The following is a 22554-nucleotide window of genomic DNA, read 5'->3' as shown; positions in this document are numbered from 1 at the left end:
ATAAAGACAAGTGGATTTTACTATTTAATCCACTTGTCCGTACTACAAAATTTAATTTAAATTGTCCCAAAAATAAGTGTAACGATTACAATACTTGCAGTAATTCCAATAAAATCCGCGATTAAACCAATTTTCAACGCATTGCCCATTTTTTTTATGCCAACAGCTCCAAAATAAACAGTTAAAATGTAAAACGTAGTATCTGTACTCCCTTGCATTACCGAAGCTAAACGCCCGACAAACGAATCAGGTCCATACGTCGCAATGAGGTCACTTGTAACTCCTAATGCAGCATTTCCCGAAATTGGACGTAAAAATGCAAGGGGGACTATTTCAGCAGGAATTCCAAAAAACTCTAAGAACGGCCTTAGTAATCCGACAAAAAACTCTAATGCTCCCGATGCTCGAAAAATCGAAATTGCCACTAACATTCCGACAAGAAAAGGGATAATAGAGACAGCAATTTTTATCCCTTCTTTACCGCCTTCAACAAAAATTTCATATGTTGGAACTCTTTTCCATGTTCCATGTAATAATACAGCTACAATAATAATTGGAATTAACCATAACGAAACGGTGGAAATGATTTGCATTATTTCACCCTGTTTCTATTTTTTCGATTATACATATAACGGTCAATTAAAACTGCACATGTCGTTGCAAACAATGAAGTAATAATTGTAGGCAAAACAATTTCAGCAGGTGATACGGAGCCATAATTCATCCGAATAGCCAAAACAGTTGTCGGGATAATCGTTATACTTGATGTATTAATGACAAGAAAAGTTACCATAGAACGGCTCGCTTCATTCCTTCCTCCATTAAGCACTTTTAATTGTTCCATCGCTTTAATTCCTAGAGGTGTCGCAGCATTCCCTAAACCAAACATATTTGCAATCATATTTGATAAAATATACCCTAGCGCAGGATGATCAGCTGGAACATCTGGAAATATCTTTTTCATAAGTGGCGTAAATAGAAGTGAAAGCTTGTCCAAAAGTCCCGAAGTTTGTGCAATCCTCATTAATCCAAGCCAAAAGACGAGAACACTAATAAAACCGATACATAATGTGACCGCCTCTTGCGCTCCTTCAAAAACAGCTTTATTAACTTCTTCCATCCGCCCATTAACCATTGCAAAAACAATACCGATTACTGTCATTGCGACCCATATAATATTAATCATTATGAACCCCTACTATTGAACCAAATATTATTGAAAAATAGTCAAATATTGACTTATTTTCCTTTTCCGTATGTTTAAAATAAATTGGCATCGTATGAATTAATTGATCTTTAAAGTAAATCTCAGTTTTTCCAACTATTTCTGGTATTTCATCCACCTTCTTTCGCCATTCTTTTTTAGGATTTAATAGACGATAGTTTATTTCAAATTGAGCTTTTTCTCCCTCTTTTAATGGATATATAAAATCTCGTTCTAAATATACATGGTTTTTATAAACTTTATGATCAATTTTTTTAATAATCCCTTCTGATAGAATCGTTTCATATTCATAGTTATTAAAAACATACTCAAACATTTGAATATGTTCATTCCAATCAGTAGAAGAAGGTGTGTTTAAAGTTACCGCGATTAAATCCATTCCATCTTTTGAAGCTGTGGAAACTAGCGTCCTTTTTGCTCTTTTTGTATACCCAGTTTTACCGCCAGTTGAGTAATTGTACAAACCTGTAACTAATTTATTTTTGTTATACCAAACCCGATCCCAATTCCCTTTAGGGTCAGGTGTTCGATATACTTTTGTTGCAGATATTTCTTGGAATTGTTCATTTTCCATTGCATATTTCGTTAAAATTGCCATATCGTAAGCAGATGAATAGTGATTTTCATGATCATCGAGCCCATGTGGATTAGCAAAATGAGTATTTTTCATCCCTAGTTGTTCTGCTTTTTCATTCATTAAAAAAACAAAACCTTCCACACTGCCTCCTACATGCTCTGCAATTACATAAGCTGCATCATTTCCTGAACGTAGCATTAATCCATATACAAGGTCTTCTAATTTAATTTTTTCTCCGGGCTGTAAGTAAACAGAGGAGCCTTCAACTCTTGTAGCATTTGGACTTACAGTAACTATTTCGTTCATTTTACCTGATTCTATCGCAAGAATTGCTGTCATTATTTTTGTAATACTGGCAATTCGCCGTGGTTCATGAGCATTTTTTTCATAAAAAACTCGCCCTGTTTTTTGATCTATTATTATTGCACTATAAGAATTTACACTGATTTGTTGGGCAAAGACTTTGCTACTTGGGTGGGTGGGGGTAATCCCTATACAAATTATCATTATGATTATGATGAAAATAATAATCCGTTTGGTGAAAAATCGCATACTTGTCCACCTGCTCCTTCTGTCATTTGTACAAGTTTATGGTTCAAAAAGGAAAGTTATGATAAAAAATGATTATTTATTAGCTTATTAAACAAAAAAATCACTGGTATAAATCCAGTGATTTTCAGTCATCTTCTGTTATTTTATTTTCATCTGTTAGATTCGATTCTTTATCGTCTAACGCATCAAAAAGATTGCTGTCGTTTAGGCGATCAAAAAATAAATCTGCTTCTTCTGATATGTCTGATTCATCCGTTTCTGGTAATTCTGGTAACTCATTTAAATCTTTTAATCCAAAGTAATCAAGGAACTCTTTTGTAGTTCCATACAATATCGCTCTTCCTGGGCCTTCAGCTCTTCCAACTTCTTGAATAAGTCCTTTAGCAACAAGCGTGTGTAATGGTCTTTCTGTTTTTACTCCGCGAATTTCTTCAATTTCAATGCGGGTAATTGGCTGCCGATACGCAATAATCGTTAACGTTTCAAGGGCAGCTTGACTTAATGTCGAGTGATTTGGGGATTCTACTAATCTTTTTAAATAAACGGCGTGTTCTCTTTTTGTTGCCAGTTGATATGTACCAGCAACTTCAATGATTGTAAGCCCACGATTGATATCATTTTCATATTCTTCCTTTAATTCTTGCAAAACTTCATTTGCTTTAAATTCCGGAATTTCCATAACAGAAGTAATCTGTTTTATCGTCAGACCTTCATCTCCTGCAGCAAATAATAAGCTTTCTAATATACCTTTCCAATTAACAAGCTCCAATATTCTCCACCTTCTTTAAACTTGCCTGTTTGCCGCAATTAACAGGTCACTAAAGTTTTCTTCTTGTTGTACTTTTATTTGATTTCGTTTCATCAACTCTAAAATCGCTAAAAAAGTAGTTACGATATGATTTTTATCAGGATATGGAAATAATTCAAAAAAATCAACCCAATTATTTTTGGTGATTAGTTCTTCATAAACCTCTTCAATTCTTTTCTCAATAGAAATTTCTTCACGGGCAATTCGCGTTTGAAGTGGTTTTTGTAATCTTTTACGACGCATTAATTTATGAAATGCGCCAAGCATATCATATATCGTTGCTTTATTTTCACTTTCAACATTTGCTACCTTTGATGAGTACTCTGACAAATCACTCGGTGGTTTTGTGTAAAATAAGGAACGCTCTTTTTCTTTTTCTTTTAATTCGAGGGATGCCTCTTTAAATTTACGATACTCAATTAATCTAGCTACTAATTCATCTCGCGGATCTTCTTCATATTCATCCTCATATTCTAAATCACCTTCTATCGGATCATGTTTTGGTAATAACATTTTACTTTTTATTGCTAGTAATTCGGCAGCCATAACAAGATACTCACTAGCAACATCCAATTGTAACTCCTGCATCGTATGGATATAAATTAAATATTGTTCAGTGATTTCTTGCATCGGAATATCGTAAATATCAATTTCTAAAGATTTAATCAAATGTAATAATAAGTCTAAAGGTCCTTCAAAACCTACTGTTTTAATGTTCATTAACATTTGTTAACCACCAATATATTATTAAAATCTTTTCTTTTAGTATAAATAAAAATTAGTATCTATCAAATAATCAGGATAACCGATCCAATTTTCCCCATAAAAAAGAGGTCATCCCTAACATAAGGTCAGACCCGTTAAATATAAGGGTATCAAAATATTTGAAGATAATTTAGATTCCTTATAATCTACTCACATCGATTAAAAAAAGTAGCAACTTCGTCACTTGGTGTGTATTGAGCCTTTGGCAACATTTCCTTAAGAGCTTTTACCATTCCTTTTCCAATACCTTGTTCCCGATGTGATGGATTTACTGAAATGTGTAGTACTTCAAATTCATCATCGCTAATTTCACGTCCACCAATTAATCCAATAATATCATCATTTTCTTTCCATAGAAATAGATGCCAATTTTCATTCGTTTCATACTCTTTAATTGTTTGCTGTAACTTTTTTAAATCTTTTTCATTAGGCATAAAGGATAGTAATCCCATTGCAATTTTTTCAAAAGATTTTTTATAGCGAATTAACATAGTGATCCCTCATTATATAAAACTAGTCCTTTTCATTATTGCCAGTATTATTTTACTATAAAACTTCGTTTTTATCTATTTATTTATTTTTTGTGCATTTTTAATCTTGGTTTACTACTTCATAAATGGGCAAGTCGAGTTTAATTAAATCTTCGTATGTTTCTCTACGAATAACAAGTTTCGCCTTTCCATTTTCAACAAAAACGACTGCAGGACGAGGGAGACGATTGTAATTGCTCGCCATTGAATATCCATAAGCTCCAGTACAAAATACTGCCAACAAGTCACCGGGTTCAGTTTTTGCAATTGGTAAGTCCCAAATTAACATATCTCCAGTTTCACATGCTTTTCCAGCAATTGACACAAGTTCTTCTTTACTTTGTTTCGCTTTGTTAGCAATAATCGCTTCATATTTTGCTTGATAAAGTGCAGGACGAATATTATCACTCATTCCGCCATCTACAGCTACATATTTACGAATACCTGGTATTTCTTTCGAAGAACCAATTCGATAAATAGTTGTTCCTGCATCCCCAACAAGCGATCTTCCCGGTTCTATCCATATTTCTGGCATTGTCAGATTATTTTCATTTACATGAGTTTTTACTTCATGAATAATGGCATTAACATACTCTTCTGGTTGAAGTGGTTTATCTGATTCAGTATAGCGAATACCGAAGCCCCCACCGACATTAACAACCGATGGTTCGTACGATAGTTGTGTTTTCCATTTTTTAATATCTGTAAATATTTTTTGAATCGCAAGCTTAAATCCTGTTGTTTCAAAAATTTGTGAGCCTATATGACAATGAAGTCCTAATACATTATAATTTGAAAGAGAATTCGCCAATTTTAGAGCCTGATCAGCTTGACCACTTGTTAAATCAAATCCAAATTTCGAATCTTCTTGACCTGTTAAAATATAATCATGAGTATGGGCTTCTATACCCGGAGTAACACGAAGTAAAATATTTACTTTTTTTCTCTTTTGGGTTGCTAAATCATGCAATATATTGAGTTCATAGAAGTTATCTACAACAAAACAGCCGACATTATAATCTAGTGCCATTTCCATTTCTTCAATACTTTTGTTATTCCCGTGAAAATGAATTTTCTCAACCGGATAGTTAGCTTTAATAGCAGTATACAATTCGCCACCGGATACAACATCTAAAGACAAGCCCTCTTCATTTGCTAATTGAAGCATAGCAATAGATGAAAATGCTTTACTAGCATAGGCTACTTGCGCTTTTACTCCTGCTTTTTTAAATGTATCTATAAAACTCCTTGCTCTTTGTCGAATTAATCTTACATCATAAACTATAAGAGGAGTTCCAAAATCAGTTGCCAATTGAACGGTGTCACAACCTCCAATTTCTAAATGACCTTGTTCATTCACTTTCATCGTCCCATGCAGAATCATTTTCTCACTCCCAACTTTTAACACAACATCAAATAAACGATTCCGAATATTTAATTACTAATATGAAAAACTTTAACATATTAAAGCTATCCTTGCAATGTCTTATTTTGACATACGTGTTGTTTTTTAAGAGATTCTACATGGAACATAACAATTTTCTACCTTTACGATGTTTCTTGTTTTTTCCTATTTCTAGGCTGGACAATAGCTGGACGAACAATCGTTCCTGGTGTAGATCTACGAACTAAAATTTGCATAAACTCCCGTGGTTGAAATGGAATAAACGGCCAAAAGTATGGTGTGTTTAACGAACGCATACTTGTCAAAAAGATTATTATGATTGTGGTACCGATAACAAATCCAGGCACTTTGAAAAGAGATACAAGGATCAATAGAAATAAATGGGAGATTTTATTTGCAACACTTAACTCATAACTCGGAGTGGCAAAAGTACCAATGGCGGAAAAAGCCACATATAAAATAACTTCGGGTATTAATAAACCAACCTCTACTGCTATTTCACCAATTAATACGGCAGCAATTAAACCCATTGCAGTGGATAACGGAGTAGGGGTATGAATGGCTGCCATACGTAGAAACTCTATTCCGATATCGCAAATAAATATTTGTATAACAACCGGTAAACTTGATGTTTCTTTCGGGCCGATAAAATCTAATTGTTTTGGTAATAATTCAGGTTCCAAAACGAAAAGTAACCAAAGTGGTAATAAAAAGATAGAAGCAAGAATTCCAATAAAACGAATCCACCTTACAAAAGTACCTGTAGCAGCTGATTGTCGATATTCTTCCGCATGTTGAACATGATGAAAAAAAGTTGTCGGAGTAATAATAACACTTGGTGAAGTATCGACAATGATTAAAACATGACCTTCTAATACATGAGTTGCAGCAACATCTGCTCGCTCTGTATACCTTACTTGTGGATATGGATTATAACCTTGATGTAAAATATATTCTTCTATAGCCTTATCAGCCATCGTTAAACCATCAACTTCTATTGCTTCTATCTCTTTCTTAATTGAGTTAATTAATTTAGGATTTGCAACATCTTCTAAATAAACAATAGATACATCAGTTTTCGAACGTTCTCCTACTTTTAGCATTTCAAAACGAAGTCGTTCGTCTCGTATTCTCCTTCGAATAAGGGCTGTATTTAAAATTATATTTTCAACAAATCCATCCCTCGATCCACGTATAACTTTCTCAGTATCAGGTTCTTCTGGAGTGCGACCAGGATAGCTTCTTGTATCAACAACAAAAACTTTTGTTTCACCTTCAACAAAAATCGCAATTAATCCGGATAAAATTTGGTCAACTGCTTCGTCTAAATATTTTACTTCTTCAACGGATTGGTGATTAATCCTGTTTTTAATCAGTGCAAAATAATCATCGACTTCTTCATCATGAAAATCGTTTAAATTTACGAGCTCTTCTAAGGACCTAATCACAAAAAGCGTATCGACAAGTCCATTAATATAGTAGAAATGAATTTCTCTATCTAATACTTTAATTTTTCGAATGCCGAAATCAAAGCTAGTACCTAAACCTACTCGTTCTTTCATATAATCTTCAATTTCTGTTAGACTTTCAGGGACACGTTTCATAATTTTTGTTGCTTCTGTCAATGTGTTCACCCTTTCTTCTTAGTTTAATTTTGGTGTTATAAATTGATATAATATAACCAATGAAATAGTGAACCAAATACTTTTCCTAATACAATAGCCATTAGTAAATATAGTAAACGGTCTTGAAGACCGACCCGTTTGAAAATTAATGGAAGTACATCTAAAGCTTCATATAATGAAGCTGCTAGCATACCGACAAAGACACCTTGAAATAAACCTAGAAAAACTAATAAAAACCAATGCAGTGAAAACTGTACCTCTTGCAAACCTATCCAAGTCCCGGTAATAACACCTAAAATGGTTGCCCACTTATAGTAAATTAACATTTTCATTGACTTCGTTAACTGCATTATTCGCGGTATAATACCTAAAACAGCAATAAAAGCAACAAAACCCGCACCGACCGCAATTCCTCCAGCAAGACCAACAAGGAGAATAAAAATAATTTTAAGACTCATCTATACGTTTAATACTTTCCTCACTTTCATTGATAATCATATAATGGTCTAAGTTTTGCTGGTAATTAAACATTTCAACTTCTAGAGGACTCGGTTCTTCATTAATCCGCTTTTTGAATACATGATTAAAAAATAAAATCATCCCTATCCCTAAACCAATGGAATATGGGATTTGAATGGAAAGAGGCTTCGAATCTTCAATACCAGTCAGTAAATAAAAGAGTTTTTGATGTACAGTTTGCATACTCGTATCTTCATGGAAATTCATAATTGTAAAAGCAGAACCGATAAACAATAGCAACCAGGCTATCAAAAATAGAGGTTTTGACATTTTCTTCTTTTTTGTAATAACTTCAATAATCGTTTGTTGAGGACCGATTAATTGAATATCACAGTTTCCGACCTTTCCCCTTACTTTTTGAATTACTTTTATTCCGTCTAAAATGACAATATTATGATCCTGTTTTGTCACCTTGTGAACTTGGACTTTTTCTAAATCTTTTTTTAGCGTCTCCGGAGCATCGATGATTGCAATGTCCTTTAGTACAACCGTCTGATCTTGCTTTACTTGGACCCGATGATGTAGCCGAAAATATACCGATATATTCACACAATCACTTCCTGTACAATTAATACTTTCTAAATTTAGTATGAGTTGGAAAGAGGAAAATAATAAAATCCAAATATTAACAAGTTTTGGTGTAAGGCTTTTGACCAACTTCTTTATATCTTTCTTCCAACACCATCTTTGTATGGTTATTAAAATTGTCTTTTGCGGGCAAAATAAAAAGGACCAAATGGCTATGTTTCCATTTGATCCTTTATCGTTTTTAAAATTTTCTTTTCTAATCGTGACACTTGGACTTGCGAGATACCGAGTCTTGTTGCAACTTCTGACTGTGTTTGGTCTTTATAATAACGTAAATACACAATCAACTTTTCCCTATCATCAAGATTTTCAATCGCTTCTTTTAATGCAATTTTATCAAACCATTTATCCTCATCTTCATTAGAAATTTGGTCAAGAAGTGTAATTGGATCACCATCATTTTCATAAACTGTTTCATGTATTGATGTCGGTGCTAATACAGCTTCTTGAGCCATTAATATTTCTTCGACCGGTACATCTATATAATCACTTAACTCATATACCGTTGGCACTCTACCTAGCTCTTTCGTTAATTCGTCCTTTGTTTTCCGAATACGATTGCCAATCTCCTTTAATGAACGACTTACTTTAATTGTTCCATCATCACGAATAAAACGTTGAATTTCCCCAATAATCATCGGTACAGCGTAGGTAGAAAACTTAACATCATAAGATAAATCAAATTTGTCAACGGATTTTAATAAACCGATACATCCGATTTGGAATAAATCATCCGGATCATATCCTCGATTTAAAAATCGTTGCACGACAGACCAAACTAAACGCATATTTTTCTCAACAATTTCGTCCCGCGCCGATTGGTCACCTTTTTGACTTCTTTCAATTAACTTCTTAATCTCATGGTCCTTAGCATAGGTTTGTTCGGTTTTTTTAACCTCCACATCCATTGGCAATACCCCTTAATTGTACACTGCTTTTGCATTTGACAATTTTTTTCTCAAGCGTACGACGGTTCCTTCATTCGGACGGGATTCAATCGTCATTTCATCCATAAAGTTTTCCATAATTGTAAATCCCATTCCTGAACGTTCAAGTTCAGGCTTTGTCGTATATAATGGTTGCTTTGCTTCATCAATATTTTGTATTCCTATACCTTCATCACGGACTTCCAATTCAACTGTCGAACCATCAAGTCGGACAGTAATATATACAAAACCATCTTCATTACTTTCGTACCCGTGAATAATCGCATTTGTTACCGCTTCTGATACAACGGTTTTAATTTCTGTTAATTCATCTACTGTAGGATCAAGTTGTGCGACAAAAGATGCAACCGTTACTCTTGCAAAGGATTCGTTCTGGCTTAAGGCACGAAATTTTAAATGCATTTCATTTTTCATTACTTAGGCAACCCCCAATCTTTGTAAGGCCTCGTCTTCAGACTTTTCAAAACGAATAATCTTAAATAGGCCTGAAATGTTAAAAAGTCTTTCTACTGAAGGGGATACGGAACATATAATCATTTCTCCGTCAATTTGTTTCAATTGCTTGTATCTGCCAAGTATAACACCTAAGCCAGAACTGTCCATAAATTGTAAGTCTTCCAAGTTTAGTAAAACATAGCGAATATTATTTTTCTCAATTGCTGTCGATACTTTTTCTCTAACATCATCAGCAGTATGATGATCAAGTTCTCCACTTAAACGGACAATAAGAACTTGTTTTTCTTTATATTCTAAGTTAATTTGCAAACTCACTATACATAGCCTCCTTTTAATAATAATTGTAGACCACTCGATGACTTTTTCATATGTATAGTGAGTTATTTCGGCAATATTTTATAAAATTCCTTCAAGATGACAAAACTAGTATTATTTCGTTAATTTCTGTGAAAAATCAACAAAATCTTTAATTTACTTTTGTAAACATACCAAAACTACGTTTAAATAAAGTCCACCAACTAGCAGTTTTCATATCCTCTGCCGAAATAATTGAATTTTCCGTTAAAACTTTACCATCCTTTGATATAACAATCTTACCAATCTGTGTGCCTTTTTTAATCGGAGCATGTAAATCTTTGTTAATTACAAACTCTTTCTGCACGTCATCAACTTTTTCACCTTTTTTCACGAGTAAAGAAACACTTTCACCAGCTAATGCTTTTAATTTTTTACGTTCACCTTTTTTCACTGGAAACTCACCGATTTCTTCATTTTTCGCGTAAAAAGGTTTCGTTTCAAATTGACTAAAAGCATAGTCGAACATTTGGGTAATTTGTTTATTACGATCCTTTGGCGTTGCTGCGCCCATCACAACTGCGATTGTTCGCATATCACCTTTTTTCGCTGTTGCTGTTAAACAATATTTTGCTTCACTTGTATATCCTGTTTTTAATCCATCAACACCTGGATAAAATTTTACTAAACGATTTGTATTTACGAGCCAAAACTTTTTATCAGTATCTTCTCTTAAGTAATCTTCATACATACTTGTATACTTCGTTATGTTTTCATATTTTAAAAGTTCCTTTGCCATAATGGCCATATCCCTTGCACTGCTATAATGGTCTTCAGCAGGTAGTCCGGTAGAGTTTTGGAATTTCGTATTTTTCAATCCTAATTCCTTTGCTCTTTCATTCATCATATCGACAAAATTTTCTTCTGAACCGGCGATTTTTTCAGCCATCGCTACAGATGCATCATTAGCTGAACCAATAGCAATTGCTTTTAACATTTCTTCTACCGTCATTTCTTCCCCTTCTTCAAGGAAGATTTGTGAACCTCCCATTGATGCTGCATATTCACTCGTCCGAACCTTTTCATCTAGCTTAATTTTACCTGCATCTAAAGCTTCCATAATAAGTAGCATTGTCATAATTTTAGTCATACTCGCAGGTGGCAGGGGTTCTTCACTATTTTTTTCAAAAATAACTGCACCTGTGTCCCTTTCAATTAAAATTGCTGATTTTGCGCCTTCAGCTAAATTCAGCTTTTTTTCAGCAGCTAAACCATGAACAGGAAACACGGTAATTAAAAATGTTAAAACTGTAATCAATGCTAGAAAACGTTTCATGACTTTCCCTCACTTTGAGTTTTATCTGTCTTCAATTCATTGTTTCCATTGAAAGGGTTTTTATACAAACTTTTCCATTTAAATAAAAAAAAAGAGATCATTCCTAATTTTAGAACGATCTCTTTACCACAGTTATGAAATTATTTCATATATTAATGTTGGTCGGGACACTTTTTCAGTAGATAATTTTATACATTCATAAAGCTTCGTTTTAACATCATCAACATTTTCTTGATTGGAATATATGGTTAAGATTGACTCTCCTTTTTCAACGTAATCACCAATTTTTTTCTTTAAAACGATACCTACGGAAAGATCAATTTTAGACTCCTTTGTCATTCTACCTGCACCTAGCAACATCGCTGCTTGACCGATTTCATCTGCCGTCATTTCACTTATCCAACCCGTTTCTTTAGAAGGAAGTTCGATTGAATATTTTGCTTGTGGGAGACAATCAGGGTTATCAATGGCAGCGGCATCGCCACCTTGTGCAGCAATAAATGTTTTCATCTTTTCTAAAGCTTTACCTGATGCAATTGATTCTTCTAACATTTTTCTTGCTTGTTCAATCGATTCAGCTTTTTTACCTAAATAAACCATTTGACTTCCTAATGTTAAACAAAGTTCCGTTAAATCTTCTGGTCCTTCACCTTTTAATGTATCAATCGCCTCTTTCACCTCTAGAGCATTTCCAATTGCAAAGCCTAATGGTTGATTCATATCAGAGATTACAGCCATTGTATTGCGACCTGTATGTTTTCCTATATTAACCATTGTTTCGGCTAATTTTCTTGAGTCCTCTAATGTTTTCATAAAAGCACCGGATCCAGTCTTTACGTCTAGAACAATACAATCTGCTCCAGCAGCGATTTTTTTACTCATAATAGAACTTGCAATAAGCGGAATACTATTTACAGTTCCGGTTACATCACGAAGAGCATATATTTTCTTATCAGCCGGCGTTAAATTTCCACTTTGTCCAATTACTGCAACTTTATTTTTATTAACAAGTTGAATAAATTGTTCATTTGATATTTCTACATGAAAACCGGAGAAAGATTCTAATTTATCGATTGTACCACCTGTATGTCCTAAACCACGTCCAGACATCTTCGCTACTGGAACACCTACAGATGCTACAAGGGGACCTAGGACAAGGGTTGTTGTATCTCCAACTCCTCCTGTAGAATGCTTGTCCACTTTTATTCCTTCTATTTCTGATAAATCGATTTGTTCTCCAGATTCAACCATGGCCATCGTTAAATCGCCACGTTCTCGTTCATTCATACCTTGGAAATAAATTGCCATTAGTAAAGCACTAATTTGGTAATCAGGTATTGTACCGTCTGTGTATCCGTTTACAAAGAATTCAATTTCTTCTTTAGTTAACTCATGTCCATCTCGTTTTTTCTCTATAATATCTACTATTCTCAAAATCTTCACCACCTAAAAATTATGTTTTCAAAGGACTATCTAAGCGGATAGTCCTCACTCACCAATTTCTTTCAAAAAGCTTTTACCATATTTCGGCATTGGAACATTAAAGTTTTCAGCAACAGTGGCTCCTACATCAGCAAAAGTCTCCCGTAATGGTAGTTCCTTTCCACCATTCATCCGTGTTGAATACACTAATAACGGAACATACTCACGGGTATGGTCTGTCCCAGGAGCAGTCGGGTCATTACCGTGGTCAGCTGTAATAATTAACAAATCATCATCTGTTAACTTTTCAAATACTTCTGGTAAACGTGCATCAAATTCTTCCAGCGCATTACCGTAACCGATTGGATCACGTCTATGTCCATAAAGCGCATCAAAATCAACAAGGTTTAAGAAACTTAACCCTGTAAATTCCATATTTAACGTATCTAATAATTTATCCATACCGTCCATATTGGATTGTGTTCGAATGGCCTTCGTTACACCTTCACCAGCATAAATATCAGAAATTTTCCCTAATGCAATAACATCTAAACCGTTATCTTTTAATTCGTTCATTACAGTGCGTTCAAAAGGTTTTAACGCATAGTCGTGACGGTTTGCTGTACGAGTAAAATTACCTGGTGTACCAATAAATGGACGAGCAATAATACGACCAACTTTATATTCATCAGCAAGGGTTAATTCACGACAAATTTCACAGATTTTATACAATTCATCGAGAGGAACGATTTCTTCATGGGCAGCAATTTGTAAAACCGGATCCGCTGATGTATATACAATAAGTGCCCCTGTTTCCATATGTTCCTTACCTAACTCATCAATAATCGCAGTCCCACTGGCTGGTTTATTGCCGATTACTTTTCTACCTGTTTTTTCCTCTATTTTCTCAATTAAATCTTGTGGAAAACCGTCAGGGAATACTTTGAAAGGTTTTTGAATATTTAACCCCATCAATTCCCAGTGACCTGTCATCGTATCTTTCCCACTAGAAGCTTCTTGCATCTTCGTATAGTAAGCTAAAGGTTTTTCTGCTTTTGGAATCCCTTTTATTTCACGGATATTGCTTAATCCTAATTTCGCCATATTTGGCATATTAAGACCGCCCATTTTTTCTGCTATTGACCCAAGCGTATCGGCTCCTTTATCACCAAATTTTTCAGCATCAGGCGCCTCACCGATCCCAACTGAATCCATAACAATTAAAAAAATTCGTTTATATGTCATAAAAAATCCTCCTGTAGATAAAAAAATTAAAACAATAAACCACAAGTATTAGTATATGTAGAATGAATATCTATATTCTAATTGTATAAAATTTTCATTTATTTAACAACTAGAACTGGCTTACCACTCAGCGAATAATCAAGGTTTTTAGTTCTGTTCTAATGGTTAATTTTTTTAAGCAGGTTATAACTCAGCCTAAAAGAGCTACTTAATAGCAGCTCAAAATTTGCACTATGCTCGCGGATGAAACTGACTATAAACATCTTTCAATCTTGTCTTCGTTACATGAGTATAAATTTGCGTCGTTGAAATATCAGCATGTCCTAACATTTCTTGTACAGAACGTAAATCGGCTCCGTTTTCAAGTAAGTGTGTCGCAAAAGAATGACGCAACGTATGTGGTGTCAGTTCTTTTGTAATTCCAGCTTTTGTTGCAGTTTGTTTTAATAATTTCCAAAATCCTTGTCGCGATAATGGTCTACCGCGATGATTTAAAAATAATTGATCTGTCTTATTTTTACTATTAGCTAGTTTTGGGCGAGCTTCATTTAAATATAAATCTAACGCATGAATTGCAATTTGTCCTATTGGAATAATCCGCTCTTTATTTCCTTTTCCAATACAGCGTACAAAGCCGAGGGAAAGGTGAACATCATTTAACGTTAAACTGATTAATTCACTTACACGCATCCCCGCCGCATACATTAATTCTAGCATTGCTTTATCCCGTATACCTAAGGGCTTAGATGTATCAGGTGCGTTTAATAGCTTTTCAACTTCATCTAAATTTAATACTTTTGGTAGTTTCATTTCTGCGTTCGGTGTTTCTATATGTACTGTCGGATCATCATCTGTCACCTTTTCTATTAATAAGAAATGATGAAAAGACCGAATTGAAGCAATATGTCTAGCAATCGTTCTCGAAGATTTCCCCTCATTTTTCAAACTACTCAAAAATTGCATTATATGGGACCGGGTAATTGCTTTCATATCCGTTACATTTAAATTTTTTTGTAAAAAATCCATATAACTAGTTAAATCCCGACGATAGGACTGAATAGTATTTTTTGCTAATCCTTTTTCAACTACAAGATAATGTATAAAGTCATTAATATGATCATTCACGACAACTACTCCCCATTTAAATAAAACATTACTAATCTGTTAAACCAATTAGTTTCATTTTCAATATGATGATTAGAAACTACTTTAACAGCTTGACCTTCTGGCTCGTCATATTTCTTATGATTTTGATATTCTTCACTTATCCACATAATAGCATAATAAAATAAAATTGTGCACGTTGTAAAAATGATGAACACCTTAATTGTTTGCAAAATTAATTTTATATACTTCATCTTCTCTCGCATCCTTTATTATTTAGAAGTTCTCTTAGTACAAACTTATGCCAGAGAAGTTGAGTTTTATACACAAAGCACAAATAAATATTCATAATTTTACAAAAAGAAAAAAACAATGAGTGTATATCCCCCATTGCTTTCTTATTTTTCAACTGAAGATTGTTCACTTTTTACAAGCTTATTTTGTTTCTTTTGACAATTTCGGCAAACTCCATGGAAAGTTAACCGATGATCTTTAATAATAAAATGCCATCTTTCTTCTACAATTTTTTCAACATCTTCTAGTAAATCTTCTTGAATTTCTTCCACAGAACCACATTCAATGCATACTAAATGATGATGAAAATGTGTAGCCCCTTCTTTACGTAAGTCGTACCGGGATACACCATCACCAAAATTAATTTTATCTACAACTTTTAATTCTGTTAACAGTTCTAGTGTACGATATACTGTAGCTAAACCGATTTCTGGCGCTTTTTCTTTAACGAGGAGGTACACATCTTCTGCACTTAAATGATCCTCTTCATGTTCTAAAAGCACGCGAACGGTCGCTTCTCTTTGCGGAGTTAATTTATAACTGGATGAATGCAGTTGTTTTTTTATTTTCTCAAGGCGATTTTCCATTCGTAATGCCCCTCCCTCGCCAATGTATAATCATTATATCAAACTCGAGAGGTAATTTGAAATAAAATTAATTAAAATTATTTCAAATTACACTTTGCAGTAATTATCATTTAATAATCATTATCATTATAATTTTATAAACTAAGTAATCCTTTCATAAAATACGGCGTAATATAGCCTTCTATAAAGGCTGCAAAACCGATTAATAATACAGCAAAACCAAAAAACATAAAATACCTTGCTAACATTGGTACGAAAGGTTGATATAATGATTTTACAAACAATTTTTTAATTAGTTGTAAGGAAAACGATACGGAAATGACAGCGACAGCTATAAAAATTGGAATGATTATAATATTTTGTGGAATGATGGATGCAAATGATAGGAAAAATCCTTTCCAACCCATTTGTTGGACTAGAAAACCAATCGTAAATCCAACAACCATCCCTTTTAAAAATAACAATATTAATATAATCGGTAAACCGATCATTGTCATGCCGAGAATCCACATTAATCCGATATATTTGCTATTATAACTTAATGAATGCAAAAATGTTTCCTTTGCTGACAACACTTCTCCTGTTGTTAGTTGATTTAAAAACGTATTAATAAAGTAAAATAAATCTTCTTTTTGTGTTTCCGTTAAACTATTAACAACTATCGCTCCAAATATGACACCCATAATTAACAAGACCGTATGAAAAATATAAAATGAGGAATATTCTTCGATATGTTTTACTATAAAATTAGACTGCATTCGTTTTTTCATTTTACTTTCCTCCTCCATACAATATACTAGATTGTATGAAAGAGTATGTAAATGTATGCTAAAAACGAATGCAGAATCTAGAATCTATTATTTATTTGTTTTTAAATAGAAGTTCTTTCTAGTAATCCGTCTTTTTCTTTTTGCTGTGTTATAAGCGAAATTTATCTAATATTTATTATTCTGAAACCGTTCCATATTTTCCTCCACCACCTGCATTAAAATTAAGGGAACCTTCACGTGCTTTTAAAATTAATTGCGCAGTTTTTTCAGGTATTACCTCCAACAATTGTTCAAAAGTTGCTTCATGAATAATCTTCATTTCTGTCCCGAAACGACTTAACAACTTCTGAAAGGTTTTCGGTCCCAAACCAGGAATAAAATCTAATGGAACTTGATGGATATATGGTGGTCGTTCTGGAAATTGTTTCGCATCCGCTAATTCTTTTATTCGTTCAGAAACGCCTTTCGTAAACTTGATCGAACCACAACTTGGACATTCAATCATCCCTTTTTCGATACTTGTAAAACAGTTGGCGCAAGTCGTTCTGTAATATTTACCCAGACGAGGATTTAAACCGAAATTTGCAATAATTTCTCTACCATCTTTTCTTTTTATCGCTTTTTCAAATTCTAAATAACTTAAATGATCTAATTGGATAGCTTGATATTCTCTAGCAATTTTTTGTAACGAATGGGCATCAGAATTTGAAATATAGGTATACCGATGTAACTCGCTTAATTGATCTGCCATTTCGATATTCGAACTTAAACCAAGTTCGATAGCATCAATTAAATCTGGATCAAACACTTCCGCTAAACTACGTTCGACTCCTTTACCGAATAAACTTTTAAACGGGGTAAACACATGGGCTGGAATAAATAGGCCACCAAGGGTTTTTACTTGTTTTTGCAAGTCTCTTCCCGTTGCATAAATGCGTTGTGAGCTTAAATTAATATTTTTTAAATGTCTTTTGAGCCACTCGGAAAATTCCTTCATAATTTCTAGTTTTGGAAAAAAACAAAGAACGTGGATTGGCCCCTTACATGATAAGTCATATATTTCTAATTCGCTACCCATCATTAAAAGTGTTTTCTCTTCATATAGTAGCCCACCATCTGCTAGTTCTTTTAGTTTCCCTTCCGCTATTAAATCTTCCATTTCTTCAATAACTTCCGGAGAATGACAGTCTATAATCCCGACAATATCAATTCCTTTTTGATTTTTTGCTGCATGTAAAATATTCGATAACGTTAATGTTTTAGATCCAGTAATTTTAACTGGTTTTCCAGATTTTGTTCGACCTATATGTATGTGCAAGTCAGCAAAAAAACGTTTCATGTTTATTTCTCCTATTGTTGTTTAAGTAATTGCCAATATTGAATTGCATAAATAGTTTTTGCATCGTATATTTTTTGTTCTTTAATTAAATTTAGTGCCTCTTCATAGGTGACTTCCATGACGGATACAAATTCGTCTTCATCCAAATGCAGTTCCTTCTCTTTTTTTAATCCTTTAGCATGGTATATATGGACTAATTCGTTCGCAAATCCTGGGGATGTGTAAAAGGATGTCACTTGTTCAAGGCTCTCACACGTATAGCCTGTCTCTTCCTTTAATTCTCTTTTTGCACTTTCACGTGGGTCTTCTCCTTTTTCTAGTTTTCCTGCGGGGATTTCTACTAATGAACGTTCTAGTGCCTTTCGATATTGTTCCACAAGCAATATTTTGTCTTCTTCTGTAATTGCAATTACAGCTACTGCACCTGGGTGTTTTATTATTTCACGCATGCTTGTTTTTCCATTCGGTAAAGACACTTCATCTAAATAAAGATTAATGATTCTACCTTCAAAAATTGTCTTCCGATTAAGCGTTTTTTCCTCAAATTTTTTCATTTTTTCATCTCCTGTTCTATTAAAACAAAATTCAACATATAGTTTACCATAGTTTTTTATTTCAATTATAACTTCGTTAATGGGGGTTATCTTATGAAAAGAGTAATTTTACAAGGAAAAGTATGGGAAGTACGTCATTTACTAAAAATGTATGCGAAAAAATACACGTACGTTTATGAATGGATTAACGATTTGGATCACCCTCAAAGAAAACCTGCAAAAATCTATCAGTTTCCAAAACAATATTAAATAAAAGTGTTTAATATATCTTTTCGCTTTACTTTCAAAATTCCTTCCCTTTAAATTGAAAATAGATTGTCATTTGAGATCGATATATGGGAGGAAATAATGATGGAAAAACGAAGATTAGGAAATTCAGACCTTTATGTTTCTACACTCGGCCTCGGTTGTATGTCACTAGGAACAGATGAAAAGAAAGCAACTGAGATTATTAAAACAGCCTTTGATTTAGGTGTGAATTATTTTGATACAGCAGACCTGTATGACTACGGTATTAACGAAAAAATTGTAGGACAAGCGTTAAAATCCGTGCGCGATCAAGTCATTATCGCTACTAAAGCTGGAAACCGTTGGGAAGAAGGTAAAACGGGCTGGGTTTGGGATGCTTCAAAGGCATATATTAAAGAAGCAGCGAAACAAAGCTTAAAACGACTTGGCACAGATTATATTGATTTATTTCAACTTCACGGTGGAACAATGGAAGACCGGATTGATGAAACGATTGAAGCTTTTGAAGAGTTAAAAGAGGAAGGATATATTCGTTATTATGGCATCTCTTCTATCCGCCCAAATGTGATTCATGAATATGTAAATCGGTCAAAAATTGTTTCAGTAATGATGCAATATAGTATATTAGACCGCCGTCCTGAAGAAGAAGCGATTCCTTTATTACAAGAGAATGGTATTAATGTTGTTGCAAGAGGTCCTCTTGCAAAAGGTCTACTTACGGACGCTTTATTAAATAAAGCTTCAGATTCGGTAAAGGAAAATGGCTATTTAAATTACTCTTACAGTGAATTAAAAGAATTATTACCCGCTTTAAAGGAAAAACTAGCTAATGAGCGGTCAATGACTGCTGTCAGCCTACAATTCGTTTTAGCAAATCCAGTTGTAGCTTCCTGTGTAACCGGTGCGAGCAGTGTTGAACAGTTAAAAGAAAACATTACAGCCATTCAATCACAACCGCTCTCAGAAGAAGAGCTTCAATTGATTAAAAATTACACAAAGGCAGATGGCTACGCACAACATCGGATTAATCCAAAATAAAATATTTCTTTTACTATCTTTCAAATACTGTTACAATGGATTGGATTATCAACTTCTGGAGGTATTATGTTAACATTTGAAGAAAAATTAGCGATTATTGAATCATTTCCTGAATTAACTCGTAAAGACGTCTCCCTAAATCGGGTAAACTTTCATTATAAAGATAGTATTTTTGAGAAAAAAATCGTCGTTTACCATCTTCATCCTAATGGAAATGGGTTTGTTTATGCTGAGAGAATCGGGAAATATGAAACGGATAAAAAAGGTATGGTAAATATCCGTGATTTTACGGAAGTAGAACTGCGGAATATCATTCGCGAGGCAATTGAATCCTTATCACCACAAAAACCTGAAACGTGGGTAAACGATGAAAATCATACACTAACACTAATTAATGAATACGATTTATGGAATGTATATGCTGGTGAGTTATTAGATGGAACTTTTCCAACTTATAATGCAGCGATTAATTATCTTGAAGAAGAAAGATTTAGACCACACAATTGACAGTATGAAGGCTGCACAATCGCAGCCTTTTTTATTTAAATTTACGCCAATCTAAATCACTTTCAGCTAATAACTCTTCAAAAGATTTATTTTTCTCCCGTAAACGTCTTTCTTCTCTCTTTCTTTTTACTTCCTCCTCTTTTTGTTTTTGCTCCTGTTGTTCTAATTGCTTCTTCGTTTCCTTCAGTTTTTGTAACAAACTGCTATCTAATGTATCTTTTAAACTGACTTGATTGTCCTCTTTTTGTTTTCCTTGTTTTTTCATAAATGTATCCCCCTCTTCTATCTTGAAATTGTTGCACTACAGATTGGATTATCGTTAAAATAATATTGTAACTAAATTTTATTATAACAAAAAGCAGCTTCTCGTTTTGTGTGAATAATTTTCTCACATTCTCCTTAAAATACAAAGGAAAATTTGGAAAGGAGAATTTAGATGAGCAGGAAACGTGATAAAGGATATAGTCAAAAAGGAAAACCTAATGCGGATCAAGTGAAAAAGGAAATTGCTGTTGAAGATTTAGAAAATGCAATTCACCCAACAAATAGGCAAAACTCAAAACAGTAGTTGGACGGATGTTCACACGGCTGCTCATATTGCAGCCTTTTTTATCGGTGGGAGGGGTCTTGTGTGAAAAAGAAATCGTTTTTTGCTGGATTAGCTGTTATTGGAGCTGTTGCCACGGCTTTCGGAACATATTTTTCCGAGCGAGTCATTCATATTAAGAAAAAAGATGAAAAGGAAATTATTGACCGGGATGCAAATTTGAATCATATTCATCCTGTTACTTTTGAAAATTTGCCGAAAAAGGAAGTGTGGATTCCTTCACCACATGGTTATAAAATTAGTGCACTTTTGATAAAGCCCTATGAGGCTAAACAGTATGTCATTTTTAGTCATGGTGTGACTGAATCAAAAATAAGTTCTATGAAATATGCGAATTTATTTCTTGACCGTGGATTTAACGTTGTAATTTACGATCAGCGTCGCCACGGTAAAACCGGTGGAAACACAACGAGTTACGGGTATTACGAAAAATTCGATTTAAAAGCTGTAGTCGATTGGGTTTACGAACAGGAAGGTGATAATATTACATTAGGAATTCATGGTGAATCAATGGGCGCTGCTACAACCCTTCTTTATGCTGGTGAGCTTGATAACCGTGCTGATTTTTATGTTGTTGATTGCCCTTTCTCCGATTTAGAAGAACTCTTAAGTTATCAATTAAAATGTGAGACAAAGATTTTGCCTGCAAAACTGTTATTACCTATTGGTGATTTGTTTATTAAACTACGGGCGAAATATTCATATAAAGATGTTTCTCCAATATCAGTTGTCGATCGGATTGAACAACCAATTTTGTTTATTCATAGTGAAAAGGATGATTACATATTACCTTATATGACAAAGGATTTGTATGACCGGAAAAAGGGTAAGAAAATGCTGTTTATGGCGAAAAACGGGGCCCACGCCCAATCGTTGAATGAAAACAGAACGGAATATGAAGAAGCGATTGATACGTTTATACAAAAATATGTTGATTAAACTTAACTTTTGATTCATAAAAATACATATTTCCGTTCCATTTACTTTTTAAAATAATAAAAAAAATCCGAGAACACAATTGTTGTGACTCTCAGATCCTTTTAATTTAGCGTAGCGGAGAAGGTGGGATTCGAACCCACGCAACGGTCACCCGTCCTAACGCATTTCGAGTGCGTCCCCTTATAACCACTTGGGTACTTCTCCATATTCTCTTTTTTTAACACGTAATATTATACAAAGTTTTTCTTTTTTTGTCTATCGTTTTTAAAACA

28 protein-coding genes and 1 tRNA gene are annotated in these 22554 nt (G+C 33.9%); 5 read left to right on the top strand and 24 right to left on the bottom strand.

Annotated elements, in window-relative coordinates; translation table 11 throughout:
- Nucleotides 1-56 precede the first annotated feature (56 nt).
- The 22 genes from GW534_RS11405 to GW534_RS11300 form a co-directional block, all read right to left on the bottom strand.
- Nucleotides 57-593 carry a spore maturation protein gene (locus tag GW534_RS11405; protein ID WP_161921145.1) on the bottom strand — a complete coding sequence of 179 codons (537 nt, stop codon included), beginning with the start codon at nucleotides 591-593 and terminating at the stop codon, nucleotides 57-59.
- The gene (locus tag GW534_RS11400) at nucleotides 593-1186 is read right to left on the bottom strand and encodes a nucleoside recognition domain-containing protein (protein WP_161921144.1); all 594 of its coding nucleotides are present in this window, start codon (nucleotides 1184-1186) and stop codon (nucleotides 593-595) included. The genes GW534_RS11405 and GW534_RS11400 overlap by 1 nt, the downstream gene beginning before the upstream one ends.
- On the bottom strand, nucleotides 1179-2354 hold the full coding sequence (locus tag GW534_RS11395) for a D-alanyl-D-alanine carboxypeptidase family protein (protein WP_161921143.1): 1176 nt from the start codon (nucleotides 2352-2354) through the stop codon (nucleotides 1179-1181). The genes GW534_RS11400 and GW534_RS11395 overlap by 8 nt, the downstream gene beginning before the upstream one ends.
- 124 nt (nucleotides 2355-2478) lie before the next feature.
- Nucleotides 2479-3123 (bottom strand): SMC-Scp complex subunit ScpB, encoded by a 645-nt coding sequence (gene scpB / locus GW534_RS11390; protein ID WP_161921142.1) that lies wholly within the window; start codon nucleotides 3121-3123, stop codon nucleotides 2479-2481.
- Between the two features lie 15 nt (nucleotides 3124-3138).
- Nucleotides 3139-3888 carry a segregation/condensation protein A gene (locus GW534_RS11385; protein ID WP_161921141.1) on the bottom strand — a complete coding sequence of 250 codons (750 nt, stop codon included), beginning with the start codon at nucleotides 3886-3888 and terminating at the stop codon, nucleotides 3139-3141.
- A 185-nt stretch (nucleotides 3889-4073) separates the two neighbouring features.
- Nucleotides 4074-4418 carry a GNAT family N-acetyltransferase gene (locus GW534_RS11380; protein WP_161921140.1) on the bottom strand — a complete coding sequence of 115 codons (345 nt, stop codon included), beginning with the start codon at nucleotides 4416-4418 and terminating at the stop codon, nucleotides 4074-4076.
- 100 nt (nucleotides 4419-4518) lie between these two features.
- Nucleotides 4519-5841 carry a diaminopimelate decarboxylase gene (gene lysA / locus GW534_RS11375; RefSeq protein ID WP_161921139.1) on the bottom strand — a complete coding sequence of 441 codons (1323 nt, stop codon included), beginning with the start codon at nucleotides 5839-5841 and terminating at the stop codon, nucleotides 4519-4521.
- A gap of 164 nt (nucleotides 5842-6005) precedes the next feature.
- Complete coding sequence (locus GW534_RS11370; protein ID WP_161921147.1) at nucleotides 6006-7466, bottom strand: spore germination protein; 1461 nt, start codon at nucleotides 7464-7466, stop codon at nucleotides 6006-6008.
- A 56-nt stretch (nucleotides 7467-7522) separates the two neighbouring features.
- The gene (locus GW534_RS11365; protein WP_161921138.1) at nucleotides 7523-7945 is read right to left on the bottom strand and encodes a stage V sporulation protein AB; all 423 of its coding nucleotides are present in this window, start codon (nucleotides 7943-7945) and stop codon (nucleotides 7523-7525) included.
- Nucleotides 7935-8555, bottom strand: coding sequence for a stage V sporulation protein AA (locus tag GW534_RS11360; protein WP_161921137.1), 621 nt, complete (start codon nucleotides 8553-8555; stop codon nucleotides 7935-7937). Before GW534_RS11360 ends, GW534_RS11365 begins: the two co-directional genes overlap by 11 nt.
- Nucleotides 8556-8746: 191 nt before the next feature.
- Nucleotides 8747-9502 (bottom strand): RNA polymerase sporulation sigma factor SigF, encoded by a 756-nt coding sequence (sigF, locus tag GW534_RS11355; protein ID WP_161921136.1) that lies wholly within the window; start codon nucleotides 9500-9502, stop codon nucleotides 8747-8749.
- Between the two features lie 12 nt (nucleotides 9503-9514).
- Nucleotides 9515-9955, bottom strand: a complete 441-nt coding sequence (gene spoIIAB, locus GW534_RS11350) for an anti-sigma F factor (protein ID WP_161921135.1) — start codon at nucleotides 9953-9955, stop codon at nucleotides 9515-9517.
- Between the two features lie 3 nt (nucleotides 9956-9958).
- Complete coding sequence (spoIIAA, locus tag GW534_RS11345) at nucleotides 9959-10312, bottom strand: anti-sigma F factor antagonist (RefSeq protein ID WP_161921134.1); 354 nt, start codon at nucleotides 10310-10312, stop codon at nucleotides 9959-9961.
- A 151-nt stretch (nucleotides 10313-10463) separates the two neighbouring features.
- Entirely contained in the window at nucleotides 10464-11627 is a 1164-nt protein-coding gene (locus GW534_RS11340) for a D-alanyl-D-alanine carboxypeptidase family protein (protein WP_161921133.1), read from the bottom strand.
- A gap of 132 nt (nucleotides 11628-11759) precedes the next feature.
- On the bottom strand, nucleotides 11760-13061 hold the full coding sequence (locus tag GW534_RS11335; RefSeq protein ID WP_161921132.1) for a pyrimidine-nucleoside phosphorylase: 1302 nt from the start codon (nucleotides 13059-13061) through the stop codon (nucleotides 11760-11762).
- 54 nt (nucleotides 13062-13115) lie between these two features.
- Nucleotides 13116-14294 carry a phosphopentomutase gene (gene deoB, locus GW534_RS11330; RefSeq protein WP_161921131.1) on the bottom strand — a complete coding sequence of 393 codons (1179 nt, stop codon included), beginning with the start codon at nucleotides 14292-14294 and terminating at the stop codon, nucleotides 13116-13118.
- 231 nt (nucleotides 14295-14525) lie between these two features.
- Nucleotides 14526-15419 carry a site-specific tyrosine recombinase XerD gene (xerD, locus tag GW534_RS11325; RefSeq protein ID WP_161921130.1) on the bottom strand — a complete coding sequence of 298 codons (894 nt, stop codon included), beginning with the start codon at nucleotides 15417-15419 and terminating at the stop codon, nucleotides 14526-14528.
- A 5-nt stretch (nucleotides 15420-15424) separates the two neighbouring features.
- Entirely contained in the window at nucleotides 15425-15652 is a 228-nt protein-coding gene (locus GW534_RS11320; protein ID WP_161921129.1) for a YqzK family protein, read from the bottom strand.
- Between the two features lie 144 nt (nucleotides 15653-15796).
- Nucleotides 15797-16279 carry a ferric iron uptake transcriptional regulator gene (gene fur / locus GW534_RS11315; RefSeq protein WP_161921128.1) on the bottom strand — a complete coding sequence of 161 codons (483 nt, stop codon included), beginning with the start codon at nucleotides 16277-16279 and terminating at the stop codon, nucleotides 15797-15799.
- A 134-nt stretch (nucleotides 16280-16413) separates the two neighbouring features.
- On the bottom strand, nucleotides 16414-17049 hold the full coding sequence (gene spoIIM, locus GW534_RS11310; RefSeq protein WP_161921127.1) for a stage II sporulation protein M: 636 nt from the start codon (nucleotides 17047-17049) through the stop codon (nucleotides 16414-16416).
- A gap of 175 nt (nucleotides 17050-17224) precedes the next feature.
- Entirely contained in the window at nucleotides 17225-18388 is a 1164-nt protein-coding gene (locus GW534_RS11305; protein ID WP_161921126.1) for an endonuclease Q family protein, read from the bottom strand.
- Between the two features lie 11 nt (nucleotides 18389-18399).
- The gene (locus GW534_RS11300) at nucleotides 18400-18942 is read right to left on the bottom strand and encodes an NUDIX hydrolase (RefSeq protein WP_161921125.1); all 543 of its coding nucleotides are present in this window, start codon (nucleotides 18940-18942) and stop codon (nucleotides 18400-18402) included.
- 93 nt (nucleotides 18943-19035) lie between these two features.
- Between GW534_RS11300 and mciZ the strand changes: the two genes are divergently transcribed.
- The 3 genes from mciZ (at nucleotide 19036) to GW534_RS11285 (ending at nucleotide 20736) form a co-directional block, all read left to right on the top strand.
- Nucleotides 19036-19191, top strand: a complete 156-nt coding sequence (gene mciZ / locus GW534_RS16935) for a Z-ring formation inhibitor MciZ (protein WP_161921124.1) — start codon at nucleotides 19036-19038, stop codon at nucleotides 19189-19191.
- A gap of 102 nt (nucleotides 19192-19293) precedes the next feature.
- The gene (locus GW534_RS11290; RefSeq protein ID WP_161921123.1) at nucleotides 19294-20229 is read left to right on the top strand and encodes an aldo/keto reductase; all 936 of its coding nucleotides are present in this window, start codon (nucleotides 19294-19296) and stop codon (nucleotides 20227-20229) included.
- Between the two features lie 66 nt (nucleotides 20230-20295).
- Nucleotides 20296-20736 (top strand): hypothetical protein, encoded by a 441-nt coding sequence (locus GW534_RS11285; RefSeq protein WP_161921122.1) that lies wholly within the window; start codon nucleotides 20296-20298, stop codon nucleotides 20734-20736.
- Between the two features lie 31 nt (nucleotides 20737-20767).
- On the opposite strand, the gene GW534_RS11280 is transcribed toward GW534_RS11285, so the two are convergent.
- Complete coding sequence (locus tag GW534_RS11280; protein ID WP_161921121.1) at nucleotides 20768-21001, bottom strand: YqkE family protein; 234 nt, start codon at nucleotides 20999-21001, stop codon at nucleotides 20768-20770.
- Nucleotides 21002-21172: 171 nt separating this feature from the next.
- Here GW534_RS11280 and GW534_RS16710 point away from each other — a divergent pair, with 171 nt between their 5' ends.
- Together GW534_RS16710 and GW534_RS11275 are read left to right on the top strand one after the other, a co-directional pair.
- Nucleotides 21173-21304, top strand: a complete 132-nt coding sequence (locus tag GW534_RS16710) for a hypothetical protein (protein WP_281351999.1) — start codon at nucleotides 21173-21175, stop codon at nucleotides 21302-21304.
- Nucleotides 21305-21367: 63 nt separating this feature from the next.
- Entirely contained in the window at nucleotides 21368-22282 is a 915-nt protein-coding gene (locus GW534_RS11275; protein ID WP_312854662.1) for an alpha/beta hydrolase, read from the top strand.
- 115 nt (nucleotides 22283-22397) lie between these two features.
- On the opposite strand, the gene GW534_RS11270 is transcribed toward GW534_RS11275, so the two are convergent.
- Nucleotides 22398-22486: transfer RNA gene (locus GW534_RS11270), tRNA-Ser, on the bottom strand.
- Between the last annotated feature and the right edge of the window lie 68 nt (nucleotides 22487-22554).

The sequence above is a fragment of the Pallidibacillus pasinlerensis genome, from assembly GCF_009996845.1.
In the GTDB taxonomy this organism is placed as follows: domain Bacteria; phylum Bacillota; class Bacilli; order Bacillales; family Caldibacillaceae; genus Pallidibacillus; species Pallidibacillus pasinlerensis.
The sequence above is the reverse complement of the archived record's forward strand: the minus strand, read 5'-3'. Positions and strand labels throughout refer to the sequence as shown.